The sequence below is a fragment of the Nocardia sp. NPDC060220 genome, assembly GCF_042727815.1.
Lineage (GTDB): Bacteria > Actinomycetota > Actinomycetes > Mycobacteriales > Mycobacteriaceae > Nocardia.
Window position 1 is genome coordinate 1 of sequence record NZ_JBHWZY010000050.1, and the last position, 15,642, is coordinate 15,642.

General features: G+C 67.3%; 15 protein-coding genes and 2 tRNA genes. 8 read left to right on the forward strand and 9 right to left on the reverse strand.

All coding sequences use genetic code 11. From position 1 onward, the window contains the following. Positions 1-7 precede the first annotated feature (7 nt). The 3 genes from ACFWF3_RS04295 to hisC form a co-directional block, all read right to left on the reverse strand. The gene (locus ACFWF3_RS04295) at positions 8-802 is read right to left on the reverse strand and encodes a DUF2382 domain-containing protein (protein WP_379312392.1); all 795 of its coding nucleotides are present in this window, start codon (positions 800-802) and stop codon (positions 8-10) included. Between the two features lie 170 nt (positions 803-972). Then, a complete protein-coding gene (locus tag ACFWF3_RS04300) occupies positions 973-2,085 on the reverse strand; it encodes a nitric oxide synthase oxygenase (protein ID WP_379312393.1) in 1,113 nt (370 codons plus the stop codon). 276 nt (positions 2,086-2,361) lie between these two features. Further along, entirely contained in the window at positions 2,362-3,438 is a 1,077-nt protein-coding gene (gene hisC / locus ACFWF3_RS04305; protein WP_379312394.1) for a histidinol-phosphate transaminase, read from the reverse strand. Between the two features lie 89 nt (positions 3,439-3,527). On the opposite strand from hisC, the gene ACFWF3_RS04310 reads away from it, so the two are divergent. From ACFWF3_RS04310 to ACFWF3_RS04320, 3 genes are all read left to right on the forward strand, one after another. Beyond that, on the forward strand, positions 3,528-4,244 hold the full coding sequence (locus tag ACFWF3_RS04310; RefSeq protein ID WP_379312395.1) for a dienelactone hydrolase family protein: 717 nt from the start codon (positions 3,528-3,530) through the stop codon (positions 4,242-4,244). Between the two features lie 93 nt (positions 4,245-4,337). Next, positions 4,338-4,427: transfer RNA gene (locus ACFWF3_RS04315), tRNA-Ser, on the forward strand. A 40-nt stretch (positions 4,428-4,467) separates the two neighbouring features. Further along, positions 4,468-4,540: transfer RNA gene (locus tag ACFWF3_RS04320), tRNA-Arg, on the forward strand. Positions 4,541-4,597: 57 nt separating this feature from the next. Here the strand turns inward: ACFWF3_RS04320 and ACFWF3_RS04325 are convergent. Then, complete coding sequence (locus ACFWF3_RS04325; protein ID WP_379312396.1) at positions 4,598-5,647, reverse strand: isopenicillin N synthase family dioxygenase; 1,050 nt, start codon at positions 5,645-5,647, stop codon at positions 4,598-4,600. Positions 5,648-5,792: 145 nt separating this feature from the next. Here ACFWF3_RS04325 and ACFWF3_RS04330 point away from each other — a divergent pair, with 145 nt between their 5' ends. Then, positions 5,793-6,971 carry a nitrate ABC transporter substrate-binding protein gene (locus tag ACFWF3_RS04330; protein ID WP_379312397.1) on the forward strand — a complete coding sequence of 393 codons (1,179 nt, stop codon included), beginning with the start codon at positions 5,793-5,795 and terminating at the stop codon, positions 6,969-6,971. Positions 6,972-7,040: 69 nt separating this feature from the next. On the opposite strand, the gene ACFWF3_RS04335 is transcribed toward ACFWF3_RS04330, so the two are convergent. Together ACFWF3_RS04335 and ACFWF3_RS04340 are read right to left on the reverse strand one after the other, a co-directional pair. Then, a complete protein-coding gene (locus ACFWF3_RS04335; RefSeq protein ID WP_379312398.1) occupies positions 7,041-7,766 on the reverse strand; it encodes a maleylpyruvate isomerase family mycothiol-dependent enzyme in 726 nt (241 codons plus the stop codon). A 143-nt stretch (positions 7,767-7,909) separates the two neighbouring features. Then, entirely contained in the window at positions 7,910-8,305 is a 396-nt protein-coding gene (locus ACFWF3_RS04340; RefSeq protein WP_379312399.1) for a Rid family hydrolase, read from the reverse strand. 85 nt (positions 8,306-8,390) lie between these two features. On the opposite strand from ACFWF3_RS04340, the gene ACFWF3_RS04345 reads away from it, so the two are divergent. Continuing rightward, a complete protein-coding gene (locus ACFWF3_RS04345; protein WP_379312400.1) occupies positions 8,391-9,971 on the forward strand; it encodes an esterase-like activity of phytase family protein in 1,581 nt (526 codons plus the stop codon). On the opposite strand, the gene ACFWF3_RS04350 is transcribed toward ACFWF3_RS04345, so the two are convergent. After that, entirely contained in the window at positions 9,964-10,644 is a 681-nt protein-coding gene (locus ACFWF3_RS04350; RefSeq protein WP_378994480.1) for a DUF998 domain-containing protein, read from the reverse strand. The two genes, ACFWF3_RS04345 and ACFWF3_RS04350, sit on opposite strands and share 8 nt — an antisense overlap. A 147-nt stretch (positions 10,645-10,791) precedes the next feature. On the opposite strand from ACFWF3_RS04350, the gene ACFWF3_RS04355 reads away from it, so the two are divergent. Beyond that, positions 10,792-10,920 carry a hypothetical protein gene (locus tag ACFWF3_RS04355; RefSeq protein ID WP_378994478.1) on the forward strand — a complete coding sequence of 43 codons (129 nt, stop codon included), beginning with the start codon at positions 10,792-10,794 and terminating at the stop codon, positions 10,918-10,920. 12 nt (positions 10,921-10,932) lie between these two features. Here ACFWF3_RS04355 and ACFWF3_RS04360 read toward each other — a convergent pair whose 3' ends face one another. Beyond that, positions 10,933-11,424, reverse strand: coding sequence for a very short patch repair endonuclease (locus ACFWF3_RS04360; RefSeq protein ID WP_379312401.1), 492 nt, complete (start codon positions 11,422-11,424; stop codon positions 10,933-10,935). Next, the gene (locus tag ACFWF3_RS04365; protein ID WP_379312404.1) at positions 11,421-12,554 is read right to left on the reverse strand and encodes a DNA cytosine methyltransferase; all 1,134 of its coding nucleotides are present in this window, start codon (positions 12,552-12,554) and stop codon (positions 11,421-11,423) included. The genes ACFWF3_RS04360 and ACFWF3_RS04365 overlap by 4 nt, the downstream gene beginning before the upstream one ends. 418 nt (positions 12,555-12,972) lie before the next feature. Between ACFWF3_RS04365 and ACFWF3_RS04370 the strand changes: the two genes are divergently transcribed. Continuing rightward, positions 12,973-14,721, forward strand: a complete 1,749-nt coding sequence (locus tag ACFWF3_RS04370; protein ID WP_379312402.1) for an ABC transporter ATP-binding protein — start codon at positions 12,973-12,975, stop codon at positions 14,719-14,721. Next, the coding region (locus ACFWF3_RS04375) for an ABC transporter ATP-binding protein (protein ID WP_379312403.1) at positions 14,718-15,642 on the forward strand (925 nt) is incomplete at its 3' end. The genes ACFWF3_RS04370 and ACFWF3_RS04375, both read left to right, overlap by 4 nt.

The following is a 15,642-nucleotide window of genomic DNA, read 5'->3' on the forward strand; positions in this document are numbered from 1 at the left end:
CGCGGAGTCAGGGTTCCTGGCGGCGGTCGTCGATCCCTTCGGCTTCCACGCGTTCCTTGCGGACCGTTTCGGAGACCGTCTTCTCGTCGTCGATCTCGTCGACCGCCAGCCGTACACGCTCCACCGGGACGGCTTCCTTCTCGACGTGCACCTGGTCGGCGTGCAGGGTGACCTCGCGGTCCTCCTCGCCGATGGTCGTGCGCCCGGTGCGGTCGGTGATCGGCTCGCGTTCGACGTGCACTTCCTCGTGCGTCACGGGCACCTTGAAGGTCTGCTCCTCGGTGACCACCGACTTGTGCAACCGTGCGGTGCCGACCTCTTCGCTCTCGGTGTCGATGCGCAACTGCTCTTCCGAGCGCACCATCGAGTCGTCACCGTAGCGAGCGGTGTCGGACTGGCCGGTCACGGTCCGCGACTGGTTGCCATGGGTCATCGGCAGGTCGTCTTCGGGTCGGATCCGCGGGCGCCCTTCGGCATTCCAGCCCGAAGCCCGTGGATCGACGTGGTAGTGCTCGAACAGTTCCTGTTCCGATTGTGCGCTGATCCGGGACCCGTCGTGGTAAGGCGCCGTTTTCACAAGCTCCTTGTTCACGTGCAGTCGGAGCGAGTCGTCGTCGGGCAGATGTTCGGCGCCGGCCAGCGGAACCAGCGAGTCGTGGCTGAAGAAGCCGGTCGAGACGGCAACCCAGGTGGGCGCTCCGGACTGGTTGTCGAGGTAGATCTGCTTGACCTTGCCGATCTTGTCGCCGCGTTCGTCGTAGGCGGTGGTGCCGATCAGCGATTCCAGGGTCGATTTGCTCATGAGGATCCCTCCTACCTGGTACGGAGGCCGGTCGCGGGCATGTTGGGCTCGTTCGCCGGCTCCGCTGGGGGTTGTTGGATGATCAATCGGGCGTAGCGTCCGGCACGACCGGATTCGGCTACGTCACAGCAAATACCCGGTCGGTCACGAGTCAAACAGCCCGCCGTAGCTCAGTCTCGGCGGACGAAATTCGGTCGAACGTCCAGGTCGGGCGCGTCGTAGTAGCGGTGGAAGGTGGGCGTCAGCCCGGACGAGATGGGTGGATTGACCCAACTCCAGTCGGTCGGGCACGCGCGTCCGGCGGCTTCCTCGCGCTGGACGTGATCGCAGAACTGCTTGGCCACGGTGTGGTGGTCGACCATGTGCACGCCGGATGTGCGAAAGCTGTGCAGCACAGCATGATTGAGCTCGATCAGCGCCTTGTCCCGCCACAGCGTCCGCACCGACGAGGTGTCGAGACCCATCATGTCGGCGATCAGCGGCAGCATGTTGTAGCGATCGGTGTCGCTGAGGTTGCGCGCGCCGATCTCGGTGCCGACGTACCAGCCGTTGAAGGGAGCGAAGGGGTAGCAAACACCGCCCACCTCCAGATCCATGTTCGAAACGGCGGGCAGCGCGTGCCATTTCAGGCCGAGTGCGGCGAACCACGGGTAGTCGGGGTGGATCAGGTCGACCTCGCGGACCAATTCGCGCGGAACGTCGAAATACTGCACGTCCTCGGTGGGTGTGGTGATCAGCACCGGCAGCACGTCGAACGGCGTACGCGCCCCGCGCCAGCCCAGCTCCAGCGCCTGTTCGGTGGCCGCGATATTGGCCGGATCGCCGGTGACGGTGCCGTCGCCGTTGCGGTAGCCGGCATAGCGGATCAGCTGCGAGCTCTCGATCCGGTACTCGCCGCCGCCGGGTTCGGCCGCCGGGCCGACCGTGATCATCGACTGAATCGCGCCGCCGTTGGTGGCCAGGCGCAGATGTTGCCAGCACACTTCGGAAAGTTCCCGCGCGGAAGTAACTCGGCGGGCGTCGAGTAGCTTCAGTGATCGCCAATGTTTGCGGCCGACACAGCGAGCGTGGTTGCGCCACGCCAGTTTCGCGCCGATCAAGATCTCCTCGGCGGTCTGGGTATACGTGCCGGTATCGCGCAATTCGGCGAGTGCGCCGAGGCGACGCTGGGTGGGCAGGTGCCCGAGTTCGGGGTAGCGGAAGAACTCGTCGCAGTCGCGCAGGCGACGATCCAGCTCGATCGGCGGCGGCACGGCGACATCGACATCGGGCGCCAAAGTCACTGTGGGGGTTGATTTTTCGCAGACGGCAGGGCGAGAGCCTTGGTTCACGGTATATCTCCGGTCGGGCAGCAGGGTGCGGGGCCGTGCGGGTGCACCCTCCGACGCGGGAAGATTGCCCGCCGAGAACACATTCACTCGACCGGTGGCGCGCCGACCGGGTGATCGGTCGACCCGAAATCAGCTTCGGCAAGCCTACGACCGGTGTGCTGGCGGTGTGCTCGAATTCGCGGTAATCCCACGGCAACCCGCGTCAAGGGTTGCTGACCGTGCGCCGGACTAACGGAATCGGGCCGCCGTTTCGGGTGCGGTGGCGAAGCTGAGGAACTGCTCGTTCTCGTGCGGATCGCCGACCGTCACCCGCACACCGTCACCGGCGAACGGCCGAACCAGTACGCCCGCAAGGGCACTCGCCTCGGCGAACTCGATACTGCGCTCGCGCAACGGCAACCAGACGAAATTGGCCTCGCTCGGCGGCACCTCGTAGCCCGCGGCCAGTAGCGCCTCGCGCAGCTGATGCCGTTGCGCCACCAGCACATCGGTGCGATCGAGCAGTTCGCCACGCGCCTGCAACGAGGCGATCGCGGCTGCCTGCGCGATCCGGTTCACGCTGAACGGAATGTGGACCTTCAGCAGCGCTGCGATCACCTCGGGATCGCCCACCGCGTAGCCGACGCGCAGTCCGGCCAGACCGTAGGCCTTCGAGAATGTGCGCAGCACAACCACATTCGGCCGGGTGCGGCCGATCTCGACGCCGTCGGGGCGGGTCTCGGGCGTCAGCCGCAGGTACTCGTAGTAGGCCTCGTCGAGCACGACGAGAACGTGCGCGGGCACCCGGTCGAGGAACCGCTCCAGCTCGGCGCGCCCGTGCGCGGTGCCGCTGGGGTTGTTCGGGTTGCACACGAAGATCAGCTTGGTGTGCTCGGTGACCGCGTCGGCCATCGCGTCCAGATCGTGCAGGTGATCCTCGGTCAGCGGTACCCGCACCGCGGTCGCGTTGCCCACCTGCGTGACGATCGGGTACGCCTCGAACGAACGCCACGCGAACACCACCTCGTCGGCGGGGGCGTCGCAGGTGATCTGCACGAGTTCCTGGCACAGCGCCACGCTGCCGCAGCCGACCGCGACATTCGCCACGGTGACCTCGAGGAACTCGGCGAGCGCCGCCCGCAGCTCGCTGACCTGATTGTCCGGATAGCGGTTGGCCAGCTCGGCGGACTCCGCGATCGCCTTGGCCGCGCTCGGCAACGGACCGAAGGTCGTCTCGTTGGACGCGAGCTTCACCGCATCCGGGTGGTTACGGCCGGGAACGTAGGCCGGGATGGTGGCGAGGTCGGGGCGGATGTGCGCGGTCACGCCTCCACCCTACGATGATCGGCTGCCGCGACATGCGGCACGGCCGTCCAGACCTACCCAAGTGCAGTTCTGCCGCCTACGCTGGGTTTATGCCGGGCACTTACGACGACGTCGCCCCCCTGCGGCCGGTGGATGCCGACACGGCCGCCGTCGCGCGGCGCACTGCCGTGCCGATCACCGTCGTGGAGCCCGAACGGGTGGCCCGCGGTGGCATCGTTGTCCTGCACGAATCCCGCGAGTTCTCCCCCCAGCTACTCGATCTGATGCGGGCGCTGTCGTTCGAGGGCTGGATCGTCGTCGCGCCGCATCTGTTCGACCGCATCGCCGACGCGCAGCGTCACGAGGTGTTCGGTGACGAACTCTTCGACGACTTCGACGCCGGTTTCGACTGGCTCACCGGCCGCGGCGTCTTCCCTGACACGATCGGCGTTCTCGGCTTCGACAGCGCGGGCACCGCGGCCTTCCTCGTCGCCGCCACCCGCCCGATCGGCGCCGCGGTGAGCGTGGCCGCCCCCGGCATCTCCGAACCGCTTCCCGACCAGAACGCGGCCCTGATCGACATCGCCGCCGACCTCCAGGCCCCTTGGCTCGGGATCTTCGGCGCGGACGACCCGGCCACCCCACCCGAGGCGGTCGACCGCCTCCGTGAGGCCACCGCGAAGGCGGATGTGGCCAGTCTCACAATCACTTATCCGGGCCTGAGTCACCGTGTCGACCGACCCGATCCCGAAGACGAGGCGGCCACCGCCATTCGCATCGACTCCCAGACTCGTATCTACGACTGGTTCGACAGCAACTTACGCTGATTGACCAGGCGTTTTGGACTACTACCACTGCTCGTGTAATCTTCATTCCCGGCGGTTCGACAAGGACCGGTGCCCTCGAAAGAGAAGGCTCCAGGAGGCGTGCCAGAGCGGCCGAATGGGACTCACTGCTAATGAGTTGTCCCTTCACGGGGACCGGAGGTTCAAATCCTCTCGCCTCCGCCACACCCAGCTTGCTGGGTAACAACTGAAGATGCACCACCATGCGCCCGTAGCTCAACGGATAGAGCACTTGACTACGGATCAAGAGGTTAGGGGTTCGAATCCCTTCGGGCGCACCGAAATCGACCCCGTATCTGTGGATACGGGGTCGTTTTTTTCGTGTGAGGGTCTGGTCAATCCGGGCTGGTCGCTGCCAGGACTCTGGCGGTTTCGCGGGCGGTCGGTGCGGGGGTGGCTATTCCTTTGAGGCCGGCGACTTTCGCGTTGATGTTGTCGGCGACGGTGATCGGGGGGTAGCCCTGTTCGCCGGGGGCGAGGGTGCCGGGGAGGGCTTGGATCACCGCGTCGTGGTTGCCGTCGAAGAAGAAGGCGGCGGAGCGTCGGCGGCGGATGTGGCCGTCGATGATCGGCGGATCGACACGGTGGAGGGTGGACATCCAGCGGTCGTTGGTCCAGCGGGCCATCGCGTCGCCGAGGTTGATCAGTAGGGCGCCTTCCGCGGGCTGCACGTTGTGCCAGTGGCCGTGTTTGTCGAGCACCTGCAGACCGGGGACGCGGTCGGCCCACAGGATGGTGAGGATGCCGAAGTCGGTGTGTGCGCCCATGCCGGTCATGTCGCCGTCGAGACGCAGTTCGCCTTCTGGCAGGGCGTAGTTGTTCATCTTCAGCGCGTCGATGGAATGGTCGGTGAGGGTGTCGAAGTAGTCGGCGGGTAGCCGCAGGGCTGCGGTGAAGGCGCGCAACAGGATTCGCGACAGCCGCTGTGCGTGGGCGAAGTAGGTGTCGATCGCGGGACGGAAGCCCGGCGCGGCTTCGGGCCAGTTATTGGCGGCATACGACGACGCGGGTAGGTCGAGGCCGGGGAAGTCGGTGGACTGGGTGCCGACGATGAACGCCTCGTAGAAGTCGTTCATCTGATTCGCCGTGGGCAGTCCCAGACTCAGGCTCAGCGATTCCGACCTCGGCGGCGAGTAGCCACGGTTCTCCGAGGTCGAGCGCCGGTAGCGCTTCTTGATGTCGAGTGGCAGTGCGAAGAACTCGTCGAGCGCGTCGGTGAGTCCGGCGAGTACCTCGTCGGGGATGGCATGGCCGACGATCTGCATGAAGCCGACCTCGCGGCAAGCGGTGTCGATTTCGGCGGCGACCGCCGCGCGACCGGCATCGTCGGTGCCGGTCAGAAAGGGAGTGATGTCGATGGTGGGGACGGTGAACGGGGACGTCATCTCTTCAGGGTCTATTGCATGTATTGCCTCCGCATTACAGAACTGATGGAAGAGCAGACATGTAGTGAGTACGTAACGGTCCGGAAATCGACCGCAAGTTGCATGTAGTCGTCGCGCAGAAGGGCGCGACGACGAGGAGGACGACATGCAGAACCACCGACACCGCAGGCGCGCCGCGACCTCGGGAGCAGTGCTGTTGGCGGCGCTGCTCGCCGTCGCCGGTTGCGGCACCGATTCCCCGGATCAGGGTGGCGCCGCTGTCGCGCTCGAACCCGCGGCGCCCGCGCAGACACTGCGCGGGGTGTGCCCGGACACGGTCACCATCCAGCTGCAGTGGCAGCCGCAATCCGATCAGGGCGGGTTGTTCCAGCTGCTCGGGCCCGGGTACCGCGTGGACGGGGAGACCAAGTCGGTCGAAGGGCCGCTGGTGGCAGGCGGTAAGGACACCGGTGTGCGGTTGCAGCTGCGCGCGGGTGGGCCCGCGATCGGTTTCCAGTCCGTCCCCTCGCGCATGTACGTCGACGACACCGTCACGCTCGGGGTGGTGCACGGCGAGCAGGTGATCGCGGCGAGTGCCGCCAAGTCTGTCGTCGCTGTCACGCCGCTGCTGAAGTACAGCCCGTCCATTCTGATGTGGGATCCGGCGAGTCACCCGGACTGGCGTTCGATCGCCGACATCGGCCGCTCGAACGCGCCCGTTGTGGTGTCGAAGGAGCAGATCTTTCCGCAGTGGCTGGTGGCCAAGGGCCTGCTGAAACAGTCGCAGATCGATACCGGATACGACGGCGCCCCGGCGCGCTTCGTCGCCGACCCGACGATCGCCCAGCAGGGTTTCGCCAGCGCGGAACCGTACGTCTACGAGCACGAGGCCCGTGCCTGGAACAAGCCGGTGGCCTACGACCTGATCAAGAACTCCGGCTTCGACACCTATGCCTCGAATCTCACCGTGCGCGCCGACACAGTCGACGGACTGGCACCGTGTCTGGCCAAGTTGGTACCGATCGTGCAGCAGGCCGGCGCCGACTTCGGCTCCGCACCAGCCGACGCCAATGCCAAGGTCGTCGATATCGTGTCTCGCACACCGGCATTCACTCCCTATCCGGCAGGTGAGGCGGAGTTCGCCGCGAAGCAGCTCGTCGAGCTCGGCCTGTTGGCCAACGAGGCCGACGGCTCCTTCGGCACCTACGAGCAGGCTCGAACCCAGCGCAACCTCGAGGACCTGCGGCCGATCCTGGTGGCAGGCGGTGCGGCGATCCCACCGGCGCTGACAGCGGGCGAGATCTTCACCAACCGCTTCACCGACCCGAAAATCGGCATTCGCTGACCACGCGGAACCTCCGAACTGTGCTGGAGCGAAGATTCTTTCGTAGGTCGCGAGGTTTCCCTGTCGGGACTACTTCCAAGCCGGGAGCGGCGGTAAGGGGCCGGTCAGGTCGCTACCTGAGGTACGGCCGACGAGCCAGCCGAGGAGGGCGGTGGCGGGGCCGAGGACGGTGTGGTGGGGACGGCCAGGGCCGACGGTGGCGATGAAATCTGTGTCGGTGGACTGGATGTCGAACGTGGGGGTGGCTTCGGGAAGGAGCTTGGCGGAGAGGTCCGCGATGGTCTCGGGGAGAAGCCGTGCGACGAAGGGGGCCGGCCAATCGGCGGCGGTGTAGCCGACGTCGAGGTCCACGTGGTGGATTTCGGTCTCGCGCAGGCGCATCCAGGGGATCTGGTCGGCGGTGAGGGTGCCGCCCTGGCGGTTGCGGACCTCGACCTGCCAGTCGGCGGCGGGCATGGTGGTGGCGACGGCCTGCCAGCGGTGCGCGGTGGCGGTGAAGTCCGCGTGTTGCACGGTCAGCGGTCGGGGTGCGCCTGCCTCGATATCGGCATCACGAATGGCGACGCTCGGGTACTGCGGCATCTCGATGCCGGTGCGGGCCCACAGCAGCAGGTTCAACAGGCTGTCGGCATTGCGTGCCATGTGCGCCAGCACGTGACCGCGCGTCCACCCCGGTAACAGGGACGGTTCGGCCAACGCCGGATCGGTGAGGGTGCCGATGGCGGCGTCGAAGCGCGCGGTGGAGGCGGCGACCTGATCGAGCAGGTCGGTGGGAGTAGCCGTTTCGCTGGTCACGGATTCGAGGGTAGTGCGCCGCCGTCGCCGCGGACGCGAGAACGACGGCGTCGAACCTGCTCTGTGGACAACTCCGAACCTGTGGACAACTGGGGATGATCGGCCGTCGACGCCGGATCGCCGGAGCGGCTCCGTGTGACGATTCAGCTAGCGATGATCGCGTCGGCCTCGATCTCCACCAGCAGGTCAGGGGCGATCAGCGCGGTGACCTCATACATGGAGGCCGCGGGGCGGATCGTGCCGAACACTTCGGCATGGGCGGCCGCGACCTCGGGCCAGCGGGCGATATCGGTGACGAACATGCGCGTGCGCACCACGTCGCGCACGCTTGCCCCGGCCTGCTCCAGCGCGGCGGCGATGCGAGCCAGGACCTCACGGGTCTGGGCGCCGATATCGTCGCCGCCGACAGCGCCACCACCGGCGACAGCGGCGGTGGTACCGCTGACGACTACCTGGTCGCCGACCCGTACCGCTCGCGAATACCCGACGACATCTTCGAAATCGGAGGCTGAGGAAATGTTCACCCGAGTTGTGGTCATGGTTGCCAGAATGGTCCACCGCGTGGTGGAGGACAATTCATTTCCCGGTCGTCTCGTGGTCGGATCGCGACGGTATGCATGGCAAATGAACGCGCGTCCAGGCCTTCGTCTTTTCCCTCTCACCGCCGCGTTGTGCGCCGCCGCCGTGGTGGCGGGCTGCTCGTCGCCGGACTCCGCGGCCGGCTTCACCGCCGGCAAGGACCAGCCGCTGGTGATCTCGCTCGACGACCTGGTCGCCAAGGCGGGTACCAGCGCGGTGCTGGGGGTCAGCCTCGAGCCCGAGCACGGCAATGTCACCCGCCGGGCCGACGGCGCCTACGTCTACACCCCGAGCGCCGGCTACACCGGTCTCGACCAGTTCACCGTCACCACCACCGACGCGGTTCGCCTCTACACGACCGATATTCCGGTGCTCGGCGAGTTCGGTGGCACCACGGTGCAGGGCAGTGGGTTCGGCTCGGCCTGGACCGCGGTGCCCGGTAGCACCGACGAGTTCTATGGGCTCACCGACCGCGGCCCGAACGTCGACGGTCCGGCGAAGAACGAGAAGCTCTCGCCCACACCGAATTTCGTGCCCAAGATCGGCCGGTTCAAGCTGGTCGACACCAAGGCCGTGCTGCAGTCGAGCATCGAGCTGCGGAGTAAGTCGGGTGTGCCGTTCAACGGGCAGGTCGACACCTCGGCCAGCACCGGCGAGACCATCAAGGACCTCCAGGGCAATGTCCTGCCGCCCACCGATCACGGCATCGATCCCGAAGGCCTCGTCGCACTGGCCGACGGCACCTTCTGGATCTCCGACGAATACGGTCCGTTCCTGGTGCATTTCGATGCCACGGGCACCGAGATCGAGCGGCTCGCGCCCGGCAGCGGCCTGCCGAAGGAGATCGCGCTGCGCACACCCAACCAGGGCATGGAGGGGCTGACCATCACTCCCGACGGCAGCACCCTGGTCGGCATGGTGCAGAGCGCGCTCAACACCCCCGGACTGAGCGGCTCGGCCAAGGAGGTGCCGTTCGCGCGGATCGTGACCGTCGATCTGAAGACCAAGGCGCAGAAGGAATTCCTGTACCCGCTGGAAAACCCGAAGCAGTCGAAGGTCGCGGTCTCGGAGATCACCGCGCTGAGCGCCACCACGTTCCTGGTCGACGAGCGTGACGGCAACCTCGCGCCCAAGTCGGACAAGAAGATCTGGACCATCGACATCGCGGGCGCGACCGATGTCGGCCCGCAGTCCGCCGTGCCGGGCGCGACTTACGACGCCGAGAAGGGCGGCCTGCTGATCGACGGCAAGCCCCTGGAGACGCTGATCGGGGTCACCCCGACCACCGAAGCCGTCGCCGCGATGACCAAGGCGGGTGTCACCCCGGTCGCGAAGAAGAGCAACCTCGACCTCTCCGCGCTGGTCGCCGCACTCGACGAGAAGGGCAGGTTCTTCGGTCACGACAAGATCGAGGGCATCGCCACGCTCGACGGCGGCAAGACCATCTACATCGCCAACGACAGCGACTTCGGCCTGGCCGCCAGTCAGGGTGAACAGCCCCCGTTCGGGCTGAAGCCCAAGACGCTGCCCAACGGTGCGCAGGACACCGGTGAGGTGCTCGCGGTGGACACGACCAAGCTGCCGGCGAAGATCGACGGCTACACGGTGAAGATCACCGTCAAGTAGTCCACTCGCGGGCTTCGACGAGTACCGCGGTGGCCAGGGCGAGTAACCACAGCGACATGGTTCCGACCTGGATTCGCTGGGCTATGCCGAGCGCGTAGGAGCCGGACAGGTTGTCGGCGACCATCATCCAGATGGTCGCCGCCGATCCGAGAACCAGTACGGCGACACCGAATTCCCGCAGGATCCGCCAGCGGTGGTAGCGGTAGGCGGCGGCGCTGAAGGCGAACGCCGCCACCGCGATCGAGGTGACGGCCAGTGTGCTCGTGAGCGCGTGCGGTTGATGCAGTTGCGGAAACAGTCCGCTGTCGCCGCCGCACGCGCTGTCTCCCGGGGCGCAGTCGTGGAGCGGGAGCAGGGCGTCGGCGATGGTGGACGCGCCGAAACACAACAGCGCTGTCCAGCCGATCGTGGTCAGCCGGCGGCGCCGGAAAACGAGCAGTCCACCCAGCGCCGCGGGGATCAGCAACAGGCCGACCACGGTGTCGGCGGTGCCGAACACCTCACGGTAGGGCTTGCCCTCGGCGTCGAGTTCGCTGAGGAAGTCGTTGACCGGGTCGGTGTCGATCGGCAGCGCGAATTCCAGCAGCCAGGACGAGTAGCACAGGCCCGCGATCGCGATCGCGAGCGCGATCAGCAACGAGTAGCCACGGGTGTGCCGTGCGAATTCGGTCACACCGACCATTGTGCGTGTCCGGCCGCCACCGCCCGGATCAGGCGCGTCGAAAGCGAGGACGTGGTTTCATCGTGGCATCACAGGCACGCACAGGTTGCTGTCAGGTTCGCCGTGCAGGGTGTTTGGTAACCAACGGAGAGGTCCTCGATGAGCTACATGATCGCGCTGGCAGGTTTTGCCACGATCCTCGCGCTGGCCGTGTCCGGATTCGTCGCGGCGGATTCGTCGCGCGCACGGGTGCGGGTTCGCGCCGAACGCAGTCCGCGTCGTCGCTGAAGAACTCGATAATCACGGGTCAGGTTTGGAGCGTTTCACCAGTGCGGTGATCCGCTCGGCCGCCGCCTGCGGATCTTCGTGCTCCCACACCCGGATGACCGCCCAGCCCGCCGCTGTCAACGCGATGTCGGTGGCGCGATCGCGGGCGACATTGCCTGCCAGCTTGTCGGCCCACCACTGCGCGTTGTTCTTCGGATCGGTCGCGTGGTCAGGGCAGCGATGCCAGAAACAGCCGTCGACGTAGACGGCGATGCGCAGTCGTGGAAACACCACATCCGCGCGGCGGCGCTGACCTTTGATGGGCGGACGGTCGACGAAATAGCGCAGGCCCGCCCGGTGCAATTCGCGGCGTAGTGCCAGCTCGGGAGCGGTATCAGCGCGTCGCTGCTTGGACATGCGCGCGCTTGTGGCGGCGTCGGTGACGAGCTTGCGCGCAGCGGATGACCTCGACGAGGCGGCGGACTCGTCGGGCGATTCCCGGTTGTCTGCCCGCCGCGCGCTCATGCCGCCCAGCCGCCCATGCGGTCGAGATGATCCCGGACGTCGTCGAGGAATCCGGGCGGGAAGCGCAGGCTTCCCATCTCGGTGCGGCGCAGGAATCCCGCCGTCGCGCGGGGAGAGAGCAGGCGGGGCTCGGTGAGGAAGTTCTTCAGGTCCTCGTAGGGCTCGTGGACCGGCCAGGTCGAGAGGGGGACGCGGTGCACGACGCCCGCGTGTCCCCAGGCGGCGCTCGGCCACGGCTGGCCCGCGGCTATCGGCTCTCCCACGGTCAGCGGGTCCGACGGCGCGGCCAGGCGTTCGCCGACCCAGTTCGCCATCCGCACGCTCACCGCGTTGCCCACCAGTTTCCAGCGATGACCGTGGCGCACGCCGGGAACATCGAGGGCGGGGGCGGTCCAGTCGGCGTCGAACCCCTGTAATCGTTCGCCGTCGACGATCCCCGGCGTCACGATCTCGCCCGCGGGCAACCGGACCGCGGGCGGACTGGCGATGCCGAGACCGGAACCGCCCTTGAGGGTCGGCACCGCGTTCACCGCCCAGCCGAGGCCGCGCACACCCTCGGTCCAGTAGAAGCCGCACGGATCGCAGTCCGGATCGCCGTAGTCGAGGGGACCGGCGTCGTCGCCGAACAGCACCTGGCGGGGGTCCTCGGTGCGCGAAGCCAGCATCAGCACGCGCTGACGTCGTTGCGGCAAGCCGAACGCGCGACCGTCGACGACCCGATAGGCCCAGGCGTACCCGAGCTCCTCCAGCGCGGCGGTGATGTGGCGCATGGCCGCGCCGCGACCCAGCTGCAGCATGAACGGGACATTCTCGATCAACAGCCACCGCGGCCCGCGCTGCCTGCGCACGAGGCGAAACCCCTCATCGACCAGGCCGGATCGACGACCGGTGATGCCCGCGGTGCGCCCGGCTTGTGAGAGGTCCTGGCACGGGAAACCCGCCGCGACCAGCTCCGTGCCCGCGGGGAGCGACCGCAGGCGGGTGATGTCGCCGTGCAGGTCGGTGTCGGGGAACCGCGCCGCGAGGACACCCTGGGCACCGGGATCGATCTCACACAGCAGCTCCGACGCCCAACCATGCCTGCTCAGACCGAGTTCGAGCCCGCCGATCCCGGCGAACAACCCGACCATCCGCGACAACGAGACTCCTGTGTTTTTCGGAGCGCCGGCGCGCTCGGGTTAGCGGCCACCGGGTGGTCCGCTCTTCAGCGACCCGTTCCCTCGCGCCTGGGGCGAATTGTATCGGTCCCCTGAACAGGTGCGGGCCGCGAACGAATCCTTCCCGACGTCGGGTGCCGTGTGGCTCGGCAGGGGGTAGACGGGTGGGCTCGGGCCGAGGAAAATCGGTGGCCGGGGGTGGGGGTGCTCTGGGACTCTTGATGGGCCGAACTTGTCGGACCCAAGTGCGAACATCACCTGGCGTCCGTACCGGAAACCAACCCAGCCGACCGGACATCAAGGGGGAGTTTTGTCTGTCACATCAGAGCTGGCGGCCGCCGAATCGGAGGCCGACAGATCGGAGCGGCCGTCGCCGCAGTCGAGTGGGGGAATGCGGTCGCTGCGGCGATTTCTGCCCTTTCTCCGGCCCTACCGGGCGCCGCTGCTGCTGGCCAACGCGCTGGCGATTGTTACCGCGAGCACCGCGATCGCGATTCCGCTCGTCATCGCACGGGTGGTCGACGGGCCGATCGCGCGGCGCGATTTCGTCGGTCTGCTGGCGCCGGTCGCGCTGATCTTCCTGCTCGGATCACTCGAATCGTTCGGTATGTGGGGCAGGCGATGGCTGGTGTCCAAGCCCTCGACGATGTTCGAAATCACCATGCGCGCCAAGCTTTTCACGCAACTGCAGGCCCTCTCGATCGGCCGCCACGACGGCTGGCAGTCGGGTCAGCTACTCTCGCGCGCCATCGACGATCTGTCGGTGCTGCGCCGGTTCGTCGCGTTCGCCGGTCCGTTCCTCATCGTCAACGGAGTGATCATGCCCACCGGGCTGATCGTGTTGTTCGCGATGAACTGGCAAGTGGGACTGATCTTCACGGTGACCTCCCTGCCGCTGACGCTGTTCTGCGCGCGCTTCGTCCGCCGCTTCGAGGTGGCCTCGCGGCGTTCGCAGGACCAGTCCGGCGACCTGGCCACCATCGCCCAGGAATCGGCGCAGGGCGTGCGGGTGCTCAAGGCGCTGGGGCGCGGCCGCTTCTTCGGGACGCGTTTCACCGCGCTCTCGCGCGAGCTGCAGCGCACGGAAATGGAGAAGGTGCGCCTGGACGCCACGCTGTGGGCGGCGTTGGTGACCTTGCCGACCGTGTCGATCGCGGTGTCGCTCGGGGTGGGTGGCTACTCGGTGGTGCACGGCTCGATGACGATCGGCACGCTGGTCGCGAGCATCACGCTGGCCACGTTCCTGCAGTGGCCGATCATCTGGCTCGGCTTCCTGCTGTCGGAGCTGTTCGAGGCACGCACCGCGGCCGATCGATTCTGGGAGATCATCGACACCCCGCTCGACATCACCGACCCGCCACACCCGGCGGAACTACCTGATCCGCTGCGCGGGGAACTGGTCATCGACCGGGTCCGCTTCGCCTACCCGCGATCCGGGGGCGGTCCGGAACACACCGTGCTGGAAGAGATCTCGCTGCGGATCCGGCCGGGGGAGACGGTCGCGCTCGTCGGCGCGACGGGTAGCGGCAAGACCGCGCTGCTCGAGCTGATTCCCCGGCTCTACGACGTCAGCGGCGGCCGGATCACCATCGACGGTGTCGACATCGCCACGCTGCGCCTGGCGCAGTTGCGCCGGGTGGTGACGGTGGCCTTCGAGGAACCGGTGCTGTTCTCGGCCAGCGTGCGCGAGAACGTGGCACTGGGCGACGCGCGTGCCACCGATGTCGACGTGCGGCAGGCGCTCGATATCGCGCAGGCGAGCGAATTCGTCGACGCGTTGCCGTGGGGGCTCGACACCCGCATCGGTGAGCAGGGCATGAGTCTGTCGGGCGGCCAGCGTCAGCGTCTGGCCCTGGCCAGAGCTGTGCTCACCGGCGACACCGCCGCCCACGGCCGGATCATGGTCCTCGACGACCCGCTGTCGGCGCTGGACGTGGAAACTGAAGAGCGCGTGCAGGATCAGCTGCGGGCGGTGCTCTCCGGCGCTACCACTCTGCTCGTCGCGCACCGGCCGTCCACTGCCGCGCTGGCCGACCGCGTCGCGCTGCTCGCCGACGGACGCATCGTCGCCGAGGGCAGCCACGAGAAACTGCTGCGCACGAGCAGCCACTACCGCGAACTGATGGGAGGTGAAGCATGAGCACCGAGACGGTGACGACGGAAAAGGAAGTGCCGGAGGAGAAGTCCGATCTGGCGGCCGACTGGCGCGGTATCGCCAAGGAGGACGACGCCGTCACCGGGACCGGAAACCTGGTGCTGGCCGGGCGATCCCGGCGATTGCTCCTCGATCTGGTGCGGCCCTACCGCAAGCAGGCGATTCTCACCTTCGTCCTGATCCTGCTCGACAACGCGGCCAAGGTGTCGCTGCCGCTGTTCATCGCCTACGGGCTCGACCACGGCATCAGCCAAGGTCGCCAGGGCAATTGGACGCCGATGATCGCGACCGTCGCCGGATTCGTCGCGGTGACGTTGCTGTCGGGGCTCACCACGTTCGCCTTCCTGCGGGCCTCCGGGTCGCTGAGTCAGCGGGTGCTGTTCGACCTGCGGGTGCGCGCGTTCCGGCACACGCAGCGATTGAGCGTGTCGTTTCACGAGAAGTACACCTCGGGCAAGGTCGTCACCCGGCTCACCAGCGATATCGAAGCACTCCAGGAACTGCTCGAAGGCGCGCTGAATCAGGCGCTGAGCGCGGTGATCTCGGTGGTGACCATCGCGGCCCTGCTGATCTGGCTCGACCCGCTGCTCGCCTCGATCGTGCTGATCGGGTTCGTGCCGCTGGTGCTGGTCACCCGGTGGGCGCAGCGGCGTCAGCGCGCGGGCTACCGGCGCACGCGCGGGGCGATCTCGCGCGTTGTCGTGCAGTTCGTCGAGTCGATGAGCGGCATGCGGGCGGTGCAGGCGTTCCGGCGCGAACATCGCAACGAGGAGGTCCTCGGCGTCGAGGATTCGGCGTACCAGAAGGCGACGACCACCGCGGTCCGCGGGATGGGCGACTACGTCGGGCTCTCCAACTTCATCGGCAAGCTGACCACGGTGATCGTGCTGCTGGTCGGCGCCTGGC